Origin of the sequence: Micromonospora sp. DT227, assembly GCF_049841835.1 — a bacterium.
Taxonomy (GTDB): domain Bacteria; phylum Actinomycetota; class Actinomycetes; order Mycobacteriales; family Micromonosporaceae; genus Micromonospora.
In genome coordinates this window covers 1,033,620-1,049,946 of sequence record NZ_JBNCLA010000001.1, presented here as the reverse complement: position 1 = coordinate 1,049,946, position 16,327 = coordinate 1,033,620, and the positions used below count along the sequence as shown (strand labels likewise).

The 16,327-nt window shown below is 70.7% G+C and carries 11 protein-coding genes; 2 read left to right on the top strand and 9 right to left on the bottom strand.

Features of this window, described 5'->3' with window-relative positions; all coding sequences use genetic code 11:
• Positions 1 to 24: 24 nt before the first annotated feature.
• From ACLQ2W_RS05175 to ACLQ2W_RS05150, 6 genes are read right to left on the bottom strand one after another with little or no spacing between them, the layout of a single operon-like run.
• Positions 25 to 2,193 carry a condensation domain-containing protein gene (locus ACLQ2W_RS05175; protein WP_425785419.1) on the bottom strand — a complete coding sequence of 723 codons (2,169 nt, stop codon included), beginning with the start codon at positions 2,191 to 2,193 and terminating at the stop codon, positions 25 to 27.
• Complete coding sequence (locus tag ACLQ2W_RS05170) at positions 2,177 to 3,694, bottom strand: AMP-binding protein (RefSeq protein WP_425785418.1); 1,518 nt, start codon at positions 3,692 to 3,694, stop codon at positions 2,177 to 2,179. The genes ACLQ2W_RS05175 and ACLQ2W_RS05170 overlap by 17 nt, the downstream gene beginning before the upstream one ends.
• Positions 3,691 to 4,959, bottom strand: coding sequence for an MFS transporter (locus tag ACLQ2W_RS05165; protein WP_425785417.1), 1,269 nt, complete (start codon positions 4,957 to 4,959; stop codon positions 3,691 to 3,693). Before ACLQ2W_RS05165 ends, ACLQ2W_RS05170 begins: the two co-directional genes overlap by 4 nt.
• Positions 4,956 to 8,876, bottom strand: a complete 3,921-nt coding sequence (locus ACLQ2W_RS05160; protein WP_425785416.1) for a non-ribosomal peptide synthetase — start codon at positions 8,874 to 8,876, stop codon at positions 4,956 to 4,958. Before ACLQ2W_RS05160 ends, ACLQ2W_RS05165 begins: the two co-directional genes overlap by 4 nt.
• A complete protein-coding gene (gene asnB, locus ACLQ2W_RS05155; RefSeq protein WP_425785415.1) occupies positions 8,876 to 10,720 on the bottom strand; it encodes an asparagine synthase (glutamine-hydrolyzing) in 1,845 nt (614 codons plus the stop codon). The genes ACLQ2W_RS05160 and asnB overlap by 1 nt, the downstream gene beginning before the upstream one ends.
• 46 nt (positions 10,721 to 10,766) lie before the next feature.
• Positions 10,767 to 10,988 (bottom strand): acyl carrier protein, encoded by a 222-nt coding sequence (locus ACLQ2W_RS05150; RefSeq protein WP_425785414.1) that lies wholly within the window; start codon positions 10,986 to 10,988, stop codon positions 10,767 to 10,769.
• 113 nt (positions 10,989 to 11,101) lie between these two features.
• Between ACLQ2W_RS05150 and ACLQ2W_RS05145 the strand changes: the two genes are divergently transcribed.
• Together ACLQ2W_RS05145 and ACLQ2W_RS05140 are read left to right on the top strand one after the other, a co-directional pair.
• Complete coding sequence (locus tag ACLQ2W_RS05145; protein WP_425785413.1) at positions 11,102 to 12,100, top strand: thioesterase II family protein; 999 nt, start codon at positions 11,102 to 11,104, stop codon at positions 12,098 to 12,100.
• 58 nt (positions 12,101 to 12,158) lie between these two features.
• Entirely contained in the window at positions 12,159 to 13,364 is a 1,206-nt protein-coding gene (locus ACLQ2W_RS05140; RefSeq protein ID WP_425785412.1) for a GNAT family N-acetyltransferase, read from the top strand.
• Between the two features lie 64 nt (positions 13,365 to 13,428).
• Here ACLQ2W_RS05140 and ACLQ2W_RS05135 read toward each other — a convergent pair whose 3' ends face one another.
• The 3 genes from ACLQ2W_RS05135 to ACLQ2W_RS05125 form a co-directional block, all read right to left on the bottom strand.
• Complete coding sequence (locus ACLQ2W_RS05135) at positions 13,429 to 13,725, bottom strand: helix-turn-helix domain-containing protein (RefSeq protein ID WP_405092248.1); 297 nt, start codon at positions 13,723 to 13,725, stop codon at positions 13,429 to 13,431.
• A gap of 561 nt (positions 13,726 to 14,286) precedes the next feature.
• Entirely contained in the window at positions 14,287 to 15,528 is a 1,242-nt protein-coding gene (locus tag ACLQ2W_RS05130) for a hypothetical protein (protein ID WP_425785411.1), read from the bottom strand.
• A complete protein-coding gene (locus ACLQ2W_RS05125) occupies positions 15,515 to 16,048 on the bottom strand; it encodes a SigE family RNA polymerase sigma factor (RefSeq protein ID WP_425785410.1) in 534 nt (177 codons plus the stop codon). Before ACLQ2W_RS05125 ends, ACLQ2W_RS05130 begins: the two co-directional genes overlap by 14 nt.
• Positions 16,049 to 16,327: the final 279 nt, after the last annotated feature.

Sequence of the window (16,327 nt, the reverse complement as noted above, 5' to 3'; positions counted from 1 at the left end):
GTCCACCTCTTTGGCTTGAGGGCGTCAAACCGTGACGATTTTCGGAGGCGACCAGTTGCGTGGCATCACGGAATGAGTAGCCCGCCGGATTTCTCTGAGTTCGCGCGCCTCCGGGGGATGATGGAATTCGCAGTTGACGACGACGCGTGGGCCCGAACTGTTGTCCCCCCGTTCATCGGTGACGACGGCATGCGCTGTGGCGACCGCGGGCGAACTGCGCGCTGCCCGTTCCACGTGTTCCAGATGCAGAGCGCGGTGGGCGTACCGCACGCGGCGTGCGGCGAGACCGGTGACGCGCAGCTCGTCGGCGGATACCCGACGGCCCAGCAACTCCGTGCCTCGCCAGTCCGCGTCCGGGATCGGCCGCCAGGCGATCTCGCCGGCCACGAAAGGCGGGCACGGCGAACCGTCCGGCGCCTGCACCCGCCAGTGCCCGGTCGGCACGATCAGTCGATGCTCTCGTGCCGCATCCCAGCGCAGGTAGACGCTGGCCTGAGGATCCGGCCCGATGCGGTGAGCGAGCAGGATCGTCCAGCCGGCGGCCACCAGCTCGTCGATCACGGCGGTGGCCCGGAACCCGGCGAACGGCAGGACGAGCACCGATCCCTCGGCCGGCAACGTGGTGAGACCGCCGCAACCGTGCGGGTCGCCCGACGCGACTCCCGGCGCCCCGGCGCTGGTCCGCAATTCGCGAACGTGGCGGCGAAGAGCCGCTCCGTCGTCCGGGTCGCCGCCGGTCGTCTCGACCGGCAGCCACCAGCGCACCGCAGGACCGACCTCCCTGGCGGCCCGCAGCTGCGCGACCGCCCGATCGTGCCGCCGCGTCGCGGACGCGAGTCCGTCGCCGGTCGGGCCGAGAACGGGGCCCGGCTCCGGGGACGCCCCGTCGGGGGGCGGGACGACCAGCGACGACCCGGCCCACCCGGCGTGCCGACGGCCCGTACCCGACGCGGCGCGGAAGGCCCGCATGAACCGGTCCGCGCCCGCCGGTGAGAGCACGCCGTCGTTGTAGTCCAGCCGGCCGTAGAGTGCGTCACCCTCGTCGCGGAACTGCAACACGAGGTCGAACGACCGTGACGAGTTCGGAGCGAAGAAGTCCCAGGTGAGATCGATGCCGGGCACGGCCGGCAGTCGCGCCGGTGGCCGGGTGTAGGACAGGGACAGCCAGGTCAGCGCGCTGCCCACGGCGACCGGCCCGTCCACGGCCTTGAGGGTGCGGCCGAGCCAGGAGAAGGGCACGTGGCGGTAACGGCGGATGTGCTCGGCGAGCGTGACGGCGCGGGCGACGGCCTGCCGGGGGCTCAGCCGCTGCGGCAGCCGTACGTGCACCGGCACGGTGTTCACCTGCAACCCGACGTCACCGCGGCTCGTCGGGCTGCTGGTGTCGGTATGGACCGCCAGCACGAAGTTCCGGTTGCCGTACCCGTGCAGCTGCCGCAGGAGAACCGCCAGCAGGCAGGTGAATCGGGTCGGCTTCGAGCCGGGTGTCAGGCCCTGCCACCGCTCGATGTCGGCCAGATCGACGTCGTAGCGGCCGGTGCTGCCCACGCGATGGCCGACCGTCGGTGCCGAGTCCGGCAGGAGCAGCTCCGGCAGGGACGCTATCCGGGCGCGACGCCAGTAGCTGTCCAGGCGGCGATCGACCGGTGCGGGCTCGGTGCCACGAGGTGCTTCCACGACCGCCGGCGGCGCGGCCCCGCCGGCTCTCACCCGGCCGAGAGCCTCGTTGAAGTCGTGGGCGAAGACGAACTTGGAGCGGCCGTCGAAGGCGATGTGGTGTACGCCCACGACCAGGGTGAACCTCTGCCCGCCGTGGCTGAGAAGGGTGAATCGGATCGCCACCTCCTGCTCCAGGTCCCACGCCGCGGTGCTGCCGTGGGTCACGTACCAGCGCACCGCGGAGTCGCGTTCGTCGCCGGGGGCGCAGGGAAGATCGACGGCTGCGATCGGGGGCAGGTCGGCGGTCGGGGGTGTCCAGGTGGGGCGATCACCCCACACCACCACGGATCGCAGCGCCGGGTGCCGTGCGCACACCCGGCGACAGGCCTGCTCCACCTCGTCCGGCACGACCGGACCCCGCATCGTGACCGCGAGGAAGCCGCCGTGCACGGTCTGATGATGAACCTGCTGCTCCGCGAAGATCGCCTCCTGGGCGGGAGTGAGAGCGAGACCGGGTTCAGGCGTCGACGTCACTGCCGCCACCGGATTCGACCAGTTCCGTCAGGGCCCTCCGGGCCACCTTGCCGTTGGTGTTGGTGGGCAGTTCGCCCAGCCGCAGGAACCGACGCGGGTGCATGTAGGCGGGCAACGTGTCGGTGAGGGCGGCGGCCAGTGCGCTCCGGGTGACGGCACCGGGCTCCTTCTCGGTGAGGACCGCGACCAGGCCGAGCGCGCCGTGCGCCCGTACGCCGAGCACGGCCACCTGCCGAACGCCGGGCACCCGCAACAGCACGGCCTCCACCTCACCGGGTTCCACCCGGTAACCGCGGATCTTGAGCTGTTCGTCGACGCGCCCGGTGAAGTGCAGCAGGCCGTCCTCCAGGCGCACCGTGTCACCGCTGCGGTAACACCGGCGCGGGTCACCGTCCTGGTGCTGGTACTCGCGGAACTTCGCCGAGGTCAGTTCGGGATCGCCCCGGTAGCCGTGCCCGACCATCGGCCCGGAGATGACGAGCTCGGCCTCCTCCCCCTCGTGCAACGGCCGGACGATGTCGCCGTCCAGGGCGAGCAGGTCAGCGTCCCCCACCGCGGTGCCCAGCGGTGGATACACCGGCCAGCCGGCCGGCGGCCCGTCGAGGCGGTACTCGGTGACGACGTGCGTCTCGCTGGGCCCGTACTGATTGACCAGCACGATCCCGTGCGCCGCGCAGAGGTCGCGAACCTCGTCGTTGAGCACCAGGCGCTCACCCGACGGCACGATCTCCCGCAGGCAGGCGGGTGGTCCTCCGACGGCGTCGGCCGCGATCGCCAGCGTCTGCAACGAGGCGACGGTCATGAAGGCCCGGGCGACGTCGTGCTTCGCCATCAGTTCGAGCAGAGCGAACGAGTCCCGCCGGGTCTGATCGTCCACCACGACGAGGGCCGCGCCGACGGGGAGAGTGGCCACCATCTCCTGGAAGCACACGTCGAAGCCGACCGATGCCAGCGCCAGCGTCTTCGGCGCGACGTCGTGTTTCCAGGTGGTGGCATGCCATGCCGCGAGGCCGTCGAGAGCGGCGGGCCCGAGGACGACGCACTTGGGCTGCCCGGTCGAGCCGGAGGTGGCGACGACGTAGGAGTTGGCACCGTCGACATCGCGCGGCGGGCGGGTGCCGGAAAGATCCTGAATCGACAGATACCGGACCTCCGCGGTAGGCGCGGACTGCGGGACATCGCGGGGCCGGACCAGCACGACCCTCGTTCCGGACTGCGTGAGCACGAGACGGCGCCGGTCCGGTGGGCCCGACGGCGGGATCGCGTTCGCCGCGCACCCCGCCCGCCAGACGCCGAGGATGCTCGCGTACAACTCGAAGGAGCGCGGCATCTCCACGCCGACGATGTCACCCGCCCGGCATCCCGCGTGCTGCAGTCCGGTGGCGACCCGGGCGGACGCTTGCTCCAGGTCACGGAAGGTGTACACCTCGTCGCCATCGATGACGGCGGGCTGTGTCGCGTGGTCACGGCACGCGTTCAGGAACTTCGACAACAGGCTCATGCGTCGCCTCCGGCCTGTACCGGTGCCGCCTCGTCGTCCTCGACATCCGAAGCCGGTCTCGTCATCATCGATGTCCGCCCTTCGTCGTTCGGTGCCCGGCTGGCGGAGAGCACGATCGCTCCGGCCACGGCTGCGACGGCCATGCCGATCAGAACGGCCTGGTACGGCACCCGCGTGACAAGGAAGGCGACCAGGGCGACGGAGGCCGCCTGGGCAGCCGTACGCAGCGTGTCTGCCGCCGCGAACACCCGCCCCTGCACCTCGTTCCGGCTACCGGTCTGCAGAATGGTGTAGAAGCCGACCAGCACGGCCGGGAAGCCCGCGCCCATGACCACACAGCCGAGAAGGGCGACGACCCGTTCGCCGAAGATCAGGCACAGGTTGCCCACCGCGACGACGAGCAGGCCTCCGCACAGCAGTCTGAGTGGTGTGATCCGGGAACTCAGATGGACGCACGCGAAGCCACCCAGCACGGACCCGATCCCGCTGGCGCTGAACAGCCAGCCGACCGAAGCAGCGTCACCGAAGCTGTCCTGCGCGACGTTGAGCAGAACCGGGTCGATCCCACCGGCGAAAATCAGGACCACGCTGACCAGGACGACGATGCGCCCGACCGGTCGGTTGGCCCGGAGGTAGGTCACGCCCGCCGTCAGTTCCCGGACGAACTTGTCGCCGCTCGGGCTCGGCGGCGTCTCGATGCGACGCAACTCCGCCACCGCCGCCGCCGACCCGAGGTAGCACGCCGCGGCGACGACGCCGGCCATTGCGATGCCCGCCTTCTGGTACAACACGGCGCCGATGGCCGGCGCGGCGAAGAGCGCGACGTTGCGTCCGGCCCGGAACATCGAGTTCACCCGGGCGAGCTTGTCCGCGGCGATCGTGTTGACCAGCAGGGCGCTCGCCGCGGCGCCCTGGAGGCAGCCGCAGATGCCGATCACGATGATGATGGCGTAGAGGACGTACACGTCGTCAGCGCTGTGGACCAGCAGGACCAGCGGGATGCAGGCCACCTTCAGGCCGTCACTCAGGATGAGCAACCAGGTCCGGCTGCGACGGTCGGCCAGCAGCCCGGTCGCCGGCGCGAGCAGGGCGGGCACCAGATAGGCGAAGAAGACCATGCCCGCGGACGTGGTCGAACCGGTGAGCTTCTCGATCCAGATGGCGAAGACCAGGACGAGCATCTCGTCGCCGAAGAAGGAGAGACTGGCCCCGAGGGCCCACAGGGCATGCCGCCCCGGTACCGCGACCTTCGCTTTCTTCGTCATCGCACGGCTGTCCTTCCCGGCCGCACGTGGGCCAGCCATTCCGCCATCCGGCTTGCCGTACGCTGCGCCGGCTCGTCTCTGAGCATGCTGAAGTGGTCACCTGGCGTCGTCGTGGTGACCATCGCCGGTGTGCTGGCCCGCCAGGTCCCCGCCATCTCGGCGGCCGAGAGCCCGCCCGGGCCGGCATCCTGGGCGCAGAGAAGCAGCGCGGGACCCTGATGACAGCCGAGTTCGTGGGACGCGAGCTGACCCAAGCCCTGGGCCCAGACCGGCAGCATTCGCCGCACCTCGTCCGGTTCGAGCGTCTCGATGGCCTCCGGAGCGACGCCGAGTGAGCGGAGCAATTCCCCCGGCAGCGGGTCCGGACCGCCGGCAGGACCCGGCCGACCAGGGCTCACCGCCCTTCGGCGGAGTTCGGAGAGGTGCCGGCGATCCGTGGCATCGAGCGCCCGCCCGTCGAGCAGCACGAGAGGCACGCCGCGCCCGTCGTCCGCATCAAGGAGCCGGGCGAGGGTGTGGGCGCCCTCACATGCCAGCGACCAACCGACCACCACCCACCCCGCCGCGGTGACGGTCTCGCGCAGGTGGCCCGCCACCAGCCGGAGCGCGTCGGTCAGTGCGGGAGCCCTCGGGCCAGCGGGCCAGGAGAGCCCGAAGACGCTGCCGCCGGCGGGCAGCGCGGCGACGAGATCACGGTACGCGAGCAACGTTCCGGTCGGCGGCGCGACCAGGATCAGGGCCGGCCGGCGCGGGTCCCCCGAACGCAGCAGCGTCGGTGTTCCCGGCTCGGCGACGGCCGCGTCCCCCAGCAGTCGAGCGAGACCCGTCGGTGTGGGATGCCGTACCAGGTGTGCCAGGGGCAGCCGTACTCCCGTGGCCGTTTCGAGCCGGACCAGCAACGTCAGCGCCAGTACCGAGTTGCCGCCGAGGTCGAAGAAGTCGCTGGCGCTGCTGATCTGCCGGTCGCCGAGCACCCCGCGCATGCAGTCGGCGACGACCTGCTCCCCGACGGTCAGCGGGGCCGTCGTGGCGGGCGGTGTGCCGTCGTCGGCGAGTTGCCGGCCGAGTATCGCGGCAACCGCGGTGCGGTCGGCTTTTCCACTCGTCAACTGCGGCAGTTCGGTGGCCCACCGGACCCACTTCGGCACCATGAACGCGGGCAACCGCCCGGCGACGAACTCGAGCACTGTGGCGTCGTCGTCCGCTGCCGCCACCCGGGAAGCCTCGGGCACGATCAGCGCGGCCAGGCTCACACCGTCCAGGACCACGGCCGACGCGCGGTGTACGAGAGGGTGCGCTTCGAGAGCCGCCTCCACCTCGCCCAGTTCGACCCGGTACCCACGGATCTTGACCTGACCGTCCCGGCGCCCGAGGAATTCGAGCGCCCCGCTGTCCTGGCGACGGGCCAGGTCACCGGTCAGATAGGCGCGTTGCCCGGGGGCGAACGGCAGGGCCCGGAACCGTCCCGCTTCGGCGGCGGCACCCAGGTATCCGGCCGCGACACCTGGGCCGCTGACGCAGATCTCGCCGATGAAACCGGGCGGCACGGGACGCCCGGCCCGGTCGAGCAGGTATATCCGGTTGCGGCCGTACGCCCGGCCGATGGTGGAGGGTGTCGCCAGCTCGCGTACCGGGCCGATGGTGCAGTCGATCGTGCACTCGGTCGGGCCGTAGGTGTTGTACGCCGGCACGGTCGAGGCCGCCAGGTCGTCCCACAACTTCTGGGAGGGCGCCTCCCCGCCGATGACCACGAGCGCGGGGGGCACCGCGGTGCCGAGCAGGCCGGCTTCGACCAGCACGGCCATGAGGCGTGGCGTGGTCTCGTAGAAACTCAGGGCGGTCGCCGGATCCTCGTGGAGTTCCACCAGGGCCGGCGGGGAGCCGCGCTGTTCGTCGGAGAGCAGGACGAGCGTGTTGCCCAGCGCGAAGCTGGCCAGCAGATGGCTCAGGAAGATGTCGAACGAGACCGCGGCGACCCCGGCGACGCGGTGCGGACGGCCGGTGTCGTGCAGTCGGAGCAGCGGACCGAGCTGGTGCTCGACATGATCCGCCAGGTTCGCGTGGGTGAGCACCACCCCTTTCGGGGTGCCGGAGCTACCCGACGTGAAGATCACGACTGCGGCGTCATCCGGGTTGTGGGCCGGAAGCGGTCCGGGTTCGGTCGCGGGGCGGTCCTGAAGATCGACGAGCCGGACACCGGTGGCGGACACCTCCGCCCGGGCGGTGGGGCCGTCCTGCACCAGGAACCGGGCGCCGGCGCGAGCCAGCAACTCCGCTCGGCGCTGCGGCGGCTCCGTCGGCTCCAGCAGCAGCGCCGTGGCACCGCTCAACCAGACCGCCATGACCGCCAGCGGAAGCTCGGCATCCCGTTGCAGGCAGACCCCGACCACGGTGCCGGCACCGGCGCCGACGCCGCGCAACGTGGCCGCCTGAGCGCGGGCCAGCCGGTGGAACTCGGCATACGTCAGTGTGGTCCTGCGGGTCTCCACCGCCTTCCGCTGCGGGAATCTCCCGACGAGGTCCTCGAACCGGGCCGGCACGGTGGCGAGGGGCGAGGGACCGGACTCGCCCGGACCGGGTAGGGCGGCCAGCGGCTCCGGGCCGACGTCCGGATCCTCGTGCGGGTCCTCAGCGGGGTCGTCGGCGTCGGCCGAGCACAGGTGGGCCAGCGCCCGGCGGAAGAGCCCGGCGAGCGTACGGATCGGGGTGGTCTCCAGAAGCAACGGGTTGTAGGTCAGGTCGCACCGGTAACCTTCGCCCTGCCGGGCCACGTTGAGCGACAGGTCGAAGCCGGTGGCGTCCCAGGCGAACTCGACCGGTCGGGCGCTGAGCCCGCTGAACCGCCAGTCCGCGCTGAATTCCGTACGGTTGTAGAACATCGCGACCTGCAGAGCGGGAACCGTTGTCGGCAGTTGCGAGAGGCGGGCCTCGGACAGGATCTGGTCCAGGGGGAGGGCAGCGTTCTCGAGCGCGGCGAAGACCGTCCGGCGGGTGCTGGCCAGGAGATGCGCCACACTTGCCCCCGGCTCGTGGCGGAACCGGATCGGCACGGTGTTGGAGAAGATCCCCATCGTCTGTGCGTACTTCTCCGGGCGTGCGGTGACCGGGCTGCCGATCAGCACGTCACCGCTCGAGCAGGCGCGGCCCAGAGCCAGCCCGAACGCGCTGCAGACGATGACGAACGGCGTCGTCCGGTGCCGAGTCGCGGCCCGATGCAGGCTCTCGGCCGCCGCCCCGTTCAGGTGGAACACCTGTTGGGCGCCCGCGAACGGATCGAGGGCGGCACGGTTGACCTGCCGATACGGCAGCGCCAAGGGCGAGGCTTCGCCAAGTTGCCCGCGCCAGAAACCACGCTCGGTCGCGTGCCGCCCGCCGGCCGCCTCCTCCAGGGCGTACTCGGCGTACGGAGGACCCGGCTCCGGTAGCCGGCTGTTCGGGTCCTCGTAGAGGGCCGACAGCTCCGCACCGAAGATCTGCGCGGACACCTCGTCCACGATCGCGTGGTGAAAGGTGACCCCCAAGGCGTGCCGGTTCGGGTCCGCGGGATCGTGGACGACGACGAGACGCCACAGCGGCCCGGCACCGAGGTCGAACAGCCGCTTGGCGTGCCGGATCGCGCGGTCGACCGGGTCGGCGCCGGACTCCTCCACGAACTCGTAGGCCTGCGCGGACTCCGCCTCGTCGCCGATGCGCTGCCACACCTCGCCGTCGCGTTCGCGCAGGGTGGTTCGCAACAGGCCGTGCCGACGGGCCAGACGTGTCGCACACCACCTGAGGCGATCGGTCTTCAGGTCGCCGTGGAGCAGCAGCACCGTCGGTACGTTGTAGGCATGGCCGGCGGCGAGTGCGTCGAGGGCGAACAAGCCGCGTTGCGTGGCGCTGGCGGGCACCCAGTGCCCGGTCGACTGGACGCCCATCACACCGCGATGGTGACGTTCGCGTCCGTGAGCCAGTAGTGGAGTTGGATGGCGGCCTCGATGCTGGTCCGCGTGACCCCGAGACGCATTCCGCCGGACGGCTCGTGGAGCACCGCCTTCAGCCGATCGGCGTCGAGCAGCGACAGCACCGGGCTGCCGCCGTCCACGAGGGCGCCGAGTTGCTGGGTCAGACGGGCCCGGTAGGCCGGGTCCTGCGCCACGGGATAGGGCGACTTGGGTCGCTGCAGAGCCGACGGCGGCAGCAGGCCCTCTGCCGCGCGACGCAGCAGGGTCTTGCTCTCGCCGTTCGCGCTCTTGTACGACCACGGCACGCTGTAGACGTACTCGACCAGCTCGTGGTCCACGAAGGGCACCCGCCCCTCGAGGGCGGCGACGGCACCGCCCAACCGGTCCCGGCGGTCCAGGACGACCCGTAGGTACCGCGTCAGACCCAGGTAGGTGAGCTGCCGCATACGCTTCTCCTGCGGCGACTCGGCTCCGGTCAGCGGCGCTTCCCGCAGCGCGTCGACATACCGGTCACGGGTGTACTCGTCGAGGCGGAGCCTGCCGACGAGGTCCCGGTCCAGCAGGCCGCTCAACATCTCGGTGCCCTGCGAGGCGACCAGCCAGGGGAAGCTGTCGCCACTGCTGTAGTAGGCGTCATGGAACCAGACGTAGCCACCGAACAGCTCGTCGGCGCCGTCACCGGCCAGCGTCACCGTCGCCATGGGCCGGACCTTGGTCGACAGGTCGAACAGTGAGGTGTACATGTCGAGCCCGACGACCGGGCGTTCCATGGCGTGCACGACGGCCCGCTGCCGATCCTCCGCCGCCAGATCCGCGGCAGTCAGCAGGAACTCGGTGTGGTCGGTGCCGAGCAGCTCGGCGACCCGCCTGGCGTGTGTCGAGTCGGGGTCGGCGTGCACCTCGTCGGGCCGGAACGAGGTCAGGTGGTAGGCGTACTCCATGGACACCGTCATGAGCGCCCGGCCGGTCGGCGAACCGCCCCGACTGGCGAGCGCGGTGATGACACTGGAGTCGAGGCCGCCGGAGAGGAGCGAGCACAGCGGGACGTCGGAGACCAGTTGCCGCGTGACGGAGTCGGTGAGGATCTCCTTCACCCGTTCGACGGTCGCCTGCTCGTCGTCGGCGTGCTCGTGCACCGGCACGTTCCAGTAGCGGGTCACCTGCAGACCCTGGCGACGGAAACGAACCACCTCGCCGGGGGCGACCTCCCGCACGTTGCGGAAGGGAGACCTGCCGGGCGTCGGGGTGAATCCGAGCACTTCCGCCATGCCGTCGGCGTCCACGACCGGCTCGACAAGTCCACTGGCGAAGATGGCCTTCGTCTCGGACCCGAACACGAAGTCGCCGGCATCCGTGACGCTGTAGAACAACGGGTAAATGCCGAACCGGTCCCTGATGAGGACGAGTTCCTGGCTGATGTCGTCCCACACCGCGAAGGCGAACATGCCACGAAGGCGCTCCGCGCAGGCGGGCCCCCACTCCTGGTAGGAGCGTAGGACGACCTCGGTGTCGCTCTGGGTCTCGAACCGGTGCCCACGCGCCCGGAGTTCGTCCCGCAGCGCCACGAAGTTGAAGATCTCGCCGGTGTAGACCAGTACGCTCTGGGTCCGCCCGCTCTCGTGCGCGACCATCGGCTGCCCGCCGCCCGCGAGGTCGATCACCGCCCGCCGCTGGAAGGCCAGGAAGACGTGGTCGCCCAGCCACAAACCGTCCGAGTCCGGGCCACGGTGTTCGAGCGTCTTGCCCATGCGATCGGCCAGCTCGTGTTCCTGGGACAGATCGCGCGTGAAGTTACAGATGCCAGCGATGCCGCACATTGATGCAGAACTCCCCCGTGTGAGATGCGTACGCCGTGACGGCGAGTCAGGCGGTCGTCGGCTGCTCAGTCAGAAGCTCTCGCAGCGACTCGGTGAACTCCCGCGCGTTCTCGACCTCGAAGATCTCCACCAGCGGGATCGAGATGCCGAGTTGTTTGCGGAGGTCCGCGATGAATCGGGTGGCCACGAGAGAGTCCAGACCGTGTTCCACAAGGTTGTCGGTGGCGGTCAGGTCGTCGGACTGCAACGCCTTACGCAGCAGACTCATGACGATCGCTTCAAGGTCTTGCTGAGAATCGGTGACGTTCACATGCACCTCAGAGTTCGAGAGGGGTGGCGGCATAGCGGCCCAAGCCGACCGGAACACCGCGAACAGTGATCATGCTCCCACTGGAGGCTATGAGGACGATGGATGTTCCGTCAACCGCATGGCGGTGCCGTAGATCCACGATTCCCCACCTGATCCGCATCGATGACCGGCTACGCGTCGCCGGCTCCTCACCATCATGGAGGATGCGGCGAGATTCCGTGGGGCGGCTCGTCCCGGGGTCGGTGCCGATTGCCGTGTCGGGTATATGGTCGCCGGAGCCGATTGCACATGGGGGTGGCGCGTTGGGCGTCAGCGGGACGGCGGGCGAGGTGTCGCCGGCGGGGATCAGCACCCGGGCTCGACTCGACATCACACGTCCCGTCGGGCCGATGGATCATCTTCTCGTCTGTCTGCCTCCGGCGGGTGCGGGCGCTGCGCTCTTTCGTCCGTGGGCCCGGAAGGTCCCCGAGCGCTTGATCGTGGCGGGCGTGGACCTACCCGGACGTGGCGCGCTGCGCGACGAGCCGTTGCGACCCGTCGGCGACTGGACGGGCCTGGTCCGTGCCATCGTGACCAGCATCAGCGCGATCGACTGCGCCTCGACAATCCTTTTCGGGCACAGCATGGGCGCACTGACCGCGTTCCTGGTGGCGCGGGAACTTCATGCGGCGGGCCGGCCCAGCAGCCATGTCTTCCTGTCCGCCGGCCGTCCGCCGGCCAGGGCGACGCTCTCCAGCCAACTGGCGACCGCGGCCCCGGCCGAACTGGTGGCCGCCGGACTGCTGTCGCCGGAGGTTCTGGAGCACGACGAGCTGGCCGAGCTGCTCGTGCCGCTGCTGCGCCACGACCTCGAGCTGCTCGGCCGCTACGAGCACCGGGAGCGGACGCTCTCCACCCCGGCCACGCTGATGGCGGGCGAGCACGACGTCGTGACACCTGTGGCGGAGGTGCGGGGCTGGCACGAGGTGCTCACCGGCGATGTCGGGTTCGTGAGGCTGCCCGAGGGGCACGCCCTGTCCGACCGGCTGCGTGCCGAGATGGTGGCGAGAATCCAGGACGGGTGGCGGTGACGACGCCCCGCCCCGGAGTCGAATCGAAGCTGTGGCGTGGGGGAGACAATTGGTTGTCATGACGCAGGTCCGGTCGCTGCGGGACGTTCCGGAGGACGACTGGAACAAACTGACCGAGTCACATTCGGCTTTCAGCTGTCAATCCTGGCTACGTTTCGTAGAGGAACGCACCGGGCTCCGATGCAGTTATCTGCTGTGGCACCACGAAGGGCGGCTGGCCGCCGCGCTCCCGCTCTACCGGGGGCCGCTGCGCAACGCCGGGCAGACCTTCAGCCTGCCCGCCCTCCTCAGGGAACAGGAAATCACGGTAGCGGGATCACCGGCGGACGGCACGGTCATTCTGGTCGGGGCGGCATTCGGCTACCACAACGACGGCCCGCTCCTTGCCTCCTGGTTGGGACCGGACGAACGGGCGGCAGTCGGCGCGTCCCTCGACGGATTCCTGCGCGAGGCCGTGGCGGCCCCGGACGTCGTGGGTGCCTTCCTGATGAACGTCGACCGGGGCACGATCGACGCGCTTGCCCGTGACGGCCTCGCGGCCCAGGTGCCGGCGGCCATTCTGAACGTCACCGCACGACTCAACGTCGTCGGCGACGACTTCGACAGCTATGTCGCGCATCTGCCGCACAAACGGCGACCCGACGTGCGGCGAGAGCGCAAGATGTTCTCCGAGGCCGGCCTGACGTGCACCGTGTCGACCGGGCCGGAGCCACTCGGTGACATCGCGGTGCTGGCCGAGGAGACCTACCGCCGCCACGGCTACCCGCCGGCGCCTCCGGAGGAGTTCCAGGGGATGCTGGAGGCGTTGCAGGCCCGGTTCGGTGAGCGGTGCGTCCACTTCCTGGTCCACGACCCGAACGGCGCGATGATCGCGGCCTCAACGGGGTTCGTTCAGCACGACACGCTGGTCCTGCCCTGGTTCGGGCTGCGGGCAGGCGCCGTCCGTGTCGGAGGGCTCTACTTCAACACCTGCTTCTACGAGCCGCTCCGCTATGCGCAGGAGCACGGGCTGACGGACGTGGATCTCGGCATCGAGGCGCTGAGCGCCAAGGTGTTGCGGGGCTGCTCGCTGTCCGTGAAGTACGGCGTCGTGCTGACCGCCGCGGATCGCGCTGCGCCGTGGGAGCAGGCGATCCTCGACTTCAACCGGAGACAGCGAGAGCTTCTCGGCGAGCGTGCCGGTGCCGTCGCCCGCAAGGTGGTCGCCAGTCTGCTCGCCGATGACGGCATCGAGTCGGGTGGGGATCGGCCGGTGGGCGCATAGACACGCCCCGTCCCCGCCGGGTTCAGCGTCTGCCCCGCTCACGCCCACCCGCCCGCCGGTCCCGTCACCGCTCCCCGTTCTGCCGAAGGGCTTCCTCGAGCTGGTCCTCCAGGATGATGATCCGGCAGGCGGCCTCCAGGGCGGTGCCCTGGTCGACCATCTCGCGGGCCCGGGCGGCCAGCCGCAGCTGGTAGCGGGAGTAGCGGCGGTGCCCACCGCCGGAGCGGTGCGGGTTGATCAGTTTTGCCTCGTCCAGGCGGCGCAGGAAGTCCTGCGTGGCGCCGAGCATCTCCGCGGCCTGGCCGATGGTGTAGGCCGGGTAGTTTTCATCGCCGAACATGTCGTCGGGCTGCTGCCCCATGCCACCTCCACGTCGAGGGCCCCGGCGCTTGTGCGCCGGGGCCCAGGGTTACGGGTCAGAACACCTACTGCCGACAGGAACGTCGGCTTGTCATGTCCACGCCAGCCGCCTTGAACGGCTTCGGGCGCGAGGATCGCGTATGCGTGACCGGAGACCACCTCTCGTTCGATGGAAACTGCGGTGTCCGCCCGGCCTGACGTGACGGCCATGGGCGGGCGATCCAACGGTGTACGGCCCTCCCTTTCCTCTGCTTACTTCCCACACGTGCTGTCGTACGGCCCGCCGGTGTCGGAGCCCACGCGACTTCATGGCCCCGACACGCGCGGCGAGCATCAGGTGCAGCCCCGAAAAGAGCCCTGGCTCCACCTGCACTTCGCCGTCCGTCATGACCTCACAACCGGACGGCCCGTCCACGTCTTGACGGATCTTCTCTCTCGACTTGAGAAAGAGTATGCCACGCCCGGGAGGATGTCTAGTCTCATCGGCCCAGGTTTTCTGGTTCCCGCCCCCGACGTTCTTCGCCGGGGGCGGGAGGCGCTCCGCAGGGATCGGCGTCGACCGTCACTGCCGCAGCGCGGTCGCGGCCGGGGTCCAGGTCGACTCGTCCCGGACGTCGGCGACCGTGATCCCCTTGGCGATCTTCTCCAGCTCGGTCGAGGGCAACGTGTCGCCGAGGCCGGTGGCAGTGACCTGGAGGACGACGCTGCCGTCGGCGCTCCAGACGTTGCAGAAGTCGCCGATCGCGAGTCCCGCTTCCCGCGCCCGCCGCTTGGGCACCTGGTGACACCTCGTCGTGCCGGGCTCCGGCGACTGGTTCGCGCTGGTGCTCGGCTGGACGAAGATGTGGAAGCCGTCCCTGATACCGCCCTCGACCGCGTCGTACGGCGCGGTCAGCCCCGAGGTGGGCGCGGCCGGCCGGGCGTACGTCGCGCCGCCGTAGTCACCGGCGCGGGCGGCGGCGATGCCGATCAGGCCGGGCATGGCGTGCGTGCCGGTCTGCAACGGCAGGTAGCCGGCCGGCAGGTAGCCCACCGTGAACGGCACCAGGGCAGGCGTCGGCCGGCCGGGCTTCAGCCCGTCGACCAGGCCGGCCAGATCCGCGAAGCTCGGCGTGGCCTTGTCGCTGGAGAACGACGTGACGGCCGCCCACGCGTTGTCGGCGTACTCCCAGGCGAACAGCTTGTTGCCCGCGTCGATCGGATTCTTCGGGTCCAGGTCGACCGGCAGCGTCGCCTGCACCGCCCGATACCCGGCCACGGTGACCTTCCTGCCGTTCCTGATCCCGTCGGGGTCGAAGGCGCCCGGCCGGTAGACGGTCAGGTACGCCCACAGGGACGGTTTCCCTCCGGCGGCCTTCTTCCGGTCCCCGAGGACGTCCCCCGACGCCTCGGCCTCCGCCGCCGTCATGGGCTTGTCGTTCGAGGTGTGGCGGTCGGAGTAGACGGAGGCGATCTGGTAAGCGGTCGACGTGGCGATCGGGTCCTGCACGTGCAGCGTGCCGGCGTCGTACCCCTGGAAGGTGAAGGTGAACGGCGCGGCGGTGGGCCAGACGGCCCCGGCCGGCCGGGACGCCGCCGCGGCGGCCGGGGCCGGCGGGCCGGCGGGGTCCCGCCCGGCGCCCAGGGTCGGCAGCGTGAACGCGCCGGCGACCGCGACCACGACGAGACCGGCCGCGCCGGCCGACGCGAACCCGGCCCGGCGCCGCCGCTCGGCCCGCCGCCCCGCCGCGACGATGTCGTCGGCGGTGCGGCGCATCGGCGGCTCGTCGCCCGTCACGGCGTCCACCAGGTCATGCAACTGCATTGGTCCACTCCTCCATCGGCTTGCCGGTGAGTTCGATGCGTTCGCCGCCGAGTGACTCGCGCAGCTTCGCCAGGCCACGGGAGACCTGACTCTTGGCCGTGCCCACGGTGCAGCCGAGGACGCCGGCCGTGTCCTCCAGGCTCAGGTCCAGGTAGTGCCGGAGCACGACCGCGGCCCGCTGCCGGGCCGGCACGGCGTCGAGCGCCGCGCGCAGGCGCATCCGCTCGTCGGTAGCGCCGGCCGGATCCCGCAGCGCGACTTCCGGCACGGCGTCGCCGGCCGACCGCTCGCGCCGCCAGGGGCGGCGGGTCTCGTCGACCGCGGCCCGGTAGACCATGGTCTTGACGTAGAGATCGGGCCGGTCCAGCTTCCGCCAGCGGGGGTAGAGCTTGACCAGCGCGTTGGCCACGGCGTCCTCCGCCGCGTGCCAGTCCCCGCAGGTCATGTACGCCAGCTTGCGCAGCGCCGCCATCTGCGACGTCACGAACTCGCGGAACGCTTGCTCGTCTTCGGCTCTCACGTCGACTGCCTCCTCGTGACGGAGGTAGAACGGAGCCAACCACCCGGGACGTTGCACGGTTCGGAGAAGTAGTTGTGCGGATGCCCCGGGGAGCCCGGGTCAGCGGTCGGCGCGGCGCCCGACGAGCAGGCGGGCCACCATGTCCTGGGCGTGTGCGCGCTCGTAGCCCGGGCCGGGGACGCGCTGGTTCCCGACGCGGGCCGTCGTTCGCGCCCGCCGAGGGCCCGGTGGGCCGGTCCGGGGTGTGCCCGCACCCGGCCCACCGACGCCCGTCGGCGG

Excerpts from the sequence above, each read along its gene's own strand:
- ACLQ2W_RS05170 (WP_425785418.1), bottom strand. The coding sequence starts at position 3,694 with ATGAGCCTGTTGTCGAAGTTCCTGAACGCGTGCCGTGACCACGCGACA.
- ACLQ2W_RS05165 (WP_425785417.1), bottom strand. The coding sequence starts at position 4,959 with ATGACGAAGAAAGCGAAGGTCGCGGTACCGGGGCGGCATGCCCTGTGG.
- ACLQ2W_RS05160 (WP_425785416.1), bottom strand. The coding sequence starts at position 8,876 with ATGGGCGTCCAGTCGACCGGGCACTGGGTGCCCGCCAGCGCCACGCAA.
- asnB (WP_425785415.1), bottom strand. The coding sequence starts at position 10,720 with ATGTGCGGCATCGCTGGCATCTGTAACTTCACGCGCGATCTGTCCCAG.
- ACLQ2W_RS05150 (WP_425785414.1), bottom strand. The coding sequence starts at position 10,988 with ATGAGTCTGCTGCGTAAGGCGTTGCAGTCCGACGACCTGACCGCCACC.
- ACLQ2W_RS05145 (WP_425785413.1), top strand. The coding sequence starts at position 11,102 with ATGCTCCCACTGGAGGCTATGAGGACGATGGATGTTCCGTCAACCGCA.
- ACLQ2W_RS05140 (WP_425785412.1), top strand. The coding sequence starts at position 12,159 with ATGACGCAGGTCCGGTCGCTGCGGGACGTTCCGGAGGACGACTGGAAC.
- ACLQ2W_RS05135 (WP_405092248.1), bottom strand. The coding sequence starts at position 13,725 with ATGGGGCAGCAGCCCGACGACATGTTCGGCGATGAAAACTACCCGGCC.
- ACLQ2W_RS05130 (WP_425785411.1), bottom strand. The coding sequence starts at position 15,528 with ATGCAGTTGCATGACCTGGTGGACGCCGTGACGGGCGACGAGCCGCCG.